Annotated in this window: 2 protein-coding genes and 1 pseudogene; 1 reads left to right on the forward strand and 2 read right to left on the reverse strand. The window is 64.0% G+C overall.

The genetic code is table 11. The annotated features are described in order from the left end of the window. Positions 1–60 precede the first annotated feature (60 nt). Positions 61–576: a VOC family protein gene (locus ACLP9N_RS40350; protein ID WP_442412641.1), complete on the reverse strand. Its 516-nt coding sequence runs from the start codon at positions 574–576 to the stop codon at positions 61–63. A gap of 161 nt (positions 577–737) precedes the next feature. Between ACLP9N_RS40350 and ACLP9N_RS40355 the strand changes: the two genes are divergently transcribed. After that, a complete protein-coding gene (locus ACLP9N_RS40355; protein WP_442412640.1) occupies positions 738–1,244 on the forward strand; it encodes a hypothetical protein in 507 nt (168 codons plus the stop codon). A gap of 151 nt (positions 1,245–1,395) precedes the next feature. Here the strand turns inward: ACLP9N_RS40355 and ACLP9N_RS40360 are convergent. Then, positions 1,396–2,391, reverse strand: a pseudogene (locus ACLP9N_RS40360) (IS1634 family transposase); the annotation flags it as partial. Between the last annotated feature and the right edge of the window lie 152 nt (positions 2,392–2,543).

Raw genomic sequence — 2,543 nt, forward strand, 5'->3', positions numbered from 1 at the left:
GCGGCGTTGGGCCCAAAAGTCCTGAAACTGTCGGCGGAGCTCTCCGCCGGTGTGCGCAAGCTATTCCGGCTGGTTCAGCTCGAGCAAGTTGCCGAACGGATCGTGCAGGAAGGCCTGGTGCCCGGCGCCGGGGATGAACGGGATCCGGTGCACCTCGACGCCCTGCTCCTGCAGGTCGGTGACGGCGGCATCGATGTCATCGACTCGGATCGCGAAGTGGTTCGCACCGAGCGGCTGGGTGTCGGACTCCATCAGGTGCACCTGCTGGCCGCCGGCGTCGAGCCAGTACCCCCGGCCGAGATCGGGGCGCGGCAGCTGCGTCATGCCGAGCACGTCGCGATAGAAGGCGAGACCCTTCTGCGCATCGGCGACGCAGATGGCGACATGGTGTACACCGGCTGGCTTCATCGCTCGATTCTGCCTCGTATTCTGCATTCCTGTGTGATGTTCAGGATCGGCACGCCACGTCTGGTCGTGCGCATTCGACCGACGTAACCTCGACGCGCTGCACGCGTACCGCAACGACGCGCCCACGCCAGATTCCGACGACCAATCCCTTGCCGTCCCGACCGCCATCACGGCATAGTGGAAACCCACAGAGACTCAGGCAAATCGCCGCCCAGCAATTGTCAAGAACTGTGGATTGGATTTGCGACCCTTCATCCGCTATTGGAGGAGCTATGCACGCGGCGGGCGGTAGGTCTGAGGTTCGCAGGGTTTCGTCGTAGAGTCGGCTCATGAGCGATGACCGGATGGCGGACGATCTGCTGGATCCTGCAGTCCTGGGAAGTGTTCGCGTCCTAGTCGAGTCCGAGGTTGCGGGCTTTCGGGCAGCCGGGTTCGCGGAACGCCATGCGCGCACCGCCCGAGATCGCACCATGTGGGCCGCGTTGCACGAACTCGAGGATCAGACTCTCGCCGCGGTATACGAGCATCTTGGCGACGACGCCGCCCGCTTCGCGACCACCGAATGGCTTGCGAACACTGTCGGGGCGGCGAGCGGTGCGGCTGTAGCCGTGCTGCCACACCAGCTGCAGATGCGTTCGCTCGTCATCGTCACGAAGCTGTTCGTGCCGCATTTCCGGAAGCTGGACGAGCACTTCGCGGGAAGTTCCAGGGCAGCGTTCTTCAGCTACGTGCTTGCGCACGAGCTTGCGATCGCTGAACTTGGCCGACGCGCGCTCGCGCACGACGACGACCCGCTCGCTCCGGTCGAGGTACGGCTCGGCAACGTTCCGAAGTAGCGGGCGATCTGAGAGCATCGCCCCCCTCAGGCGGCAGCGTCGTCGGGCCGTTCGACGAGTTTGCCGTTCTCGAACTTCGCGCCGGCGCGGACGAGCGCCACGAGATGGGGCGCGTTGACCGCCCGCCAGCGTGACTGGGCGGCCTCCTGAGTTAGGTCATTTTTAGTGCCCTGTTGGCGATACCTAGGTGGGTCAGGATTTCGGCTTGGGCGTCTGGGATTTCCGGTGGGAACGTTTGGCTGGTCCCGTTGATGGCGATGGTGGCGCTGCGCAGGGGGCGGAGCTGTTTGACCACGTTCGCGATCGCCATGCCGGTCTTGTCTTGGATGGCGTGCGCGACAGCCAAGGCGGTGAACACGATGGTCAGGTGTGCCTCGATCGACTCACGAAGGTGGTGGAAGATCGGCCGGGCCGCAAGGTCGTGCTTGGACATCCGAAACGAGCGCTCCACATGCCAGAGCTCGTGGTACTTGGCGATCACCTCTGATGCTGCCATCGCGGCGGCGTCGATATTGGTGACATAGCCTTTGAGCCCGACTAGGTCTCGGGCCCGCTTCAGACTGGCCTCATCGAGGGTGCCGCTGTCACCTTTGACGGTGACGAAGCGGGTGATCTTGGCCTTCTTCTCCCCGGCCACAACAGCTTTCGCACGCGCTTCCTGCGCATCGAGGGTCTTCTGATCACGGCGGGCCCGGGCAGCGCGGTATTGCCAGATCGCCCGCCACGCCTTGGGATGAGAGTCGGCGGTCCAGACCGGTTCAGCCTTGACCTTGGTGTTGTTAACCACGGTGCCGGCGCGCCGCGGGGTGACCGTATCAATGACCTGCCCATCAGCGAACGCATTGCCGTGCCAGTGGAAATGACTGTCTAGATCCCCAGGGGCTTTGGTCATACGTGACCCAACGATGAACGAGCACCCCGCCTCATCCAGAGCCTTCAGATTTGTCCACGACAGCATGGCGGCATCGGCGGCGATCACCATCGGTACCCCGGTCAAGTCATGGCGCCCGCGGTAGGCGTCGATGACCTCAACGATCGTGGTGGTCTCAGCGGTACTGCCCTCAAAGCAGCTGACCTCCAACGGAAAACCGGTCCGGTCGACCAGCAGGCCGACCACGATCTGCGGATCGATGCGGCGCTCCTTGGAGTTATGCCGACGTCGGCATAATTCGAATTACGCCGAGCTTGCGGTTATGCCGAGGTCGTGGTGGCTGTGGCGGTGTTCGTGCTGTTCGGCGGGCTTGGCGGGGGTGGCCCGCGCGGCATAACCGTGGCGGCGCGGGCCGTGGTGTGTCTGTC

Source organism: Mycobacterium sp. (genome assembly GCF_052144515.1).
In the GTDB taxonomy this organism is placed as follows: domain Bacteria; phylum Actinomycetota; class Actinomycetes; order Mycobacteriales; family Mycobacteriaceae; genus Mycobacterium.

What these genes read in the sequence shown, in the direction of transcription:
- ACLP9N_RS40350 (WP_442412641.1), bottom strand. Translation starts at nt 576, where the DNA reads ATGGCGGTCGGGACGGCAAGGGATTGGTCGTCGGAATCTGGCGTGGGC.
- ACLP9N_RS40355 (WP_442412640.1), top strand. Translation starts at nt 738, where the DNA reads ATGAGCGATGACCGGATGGCGGACGATCTGCTGGATCCTGCAGTCCTG.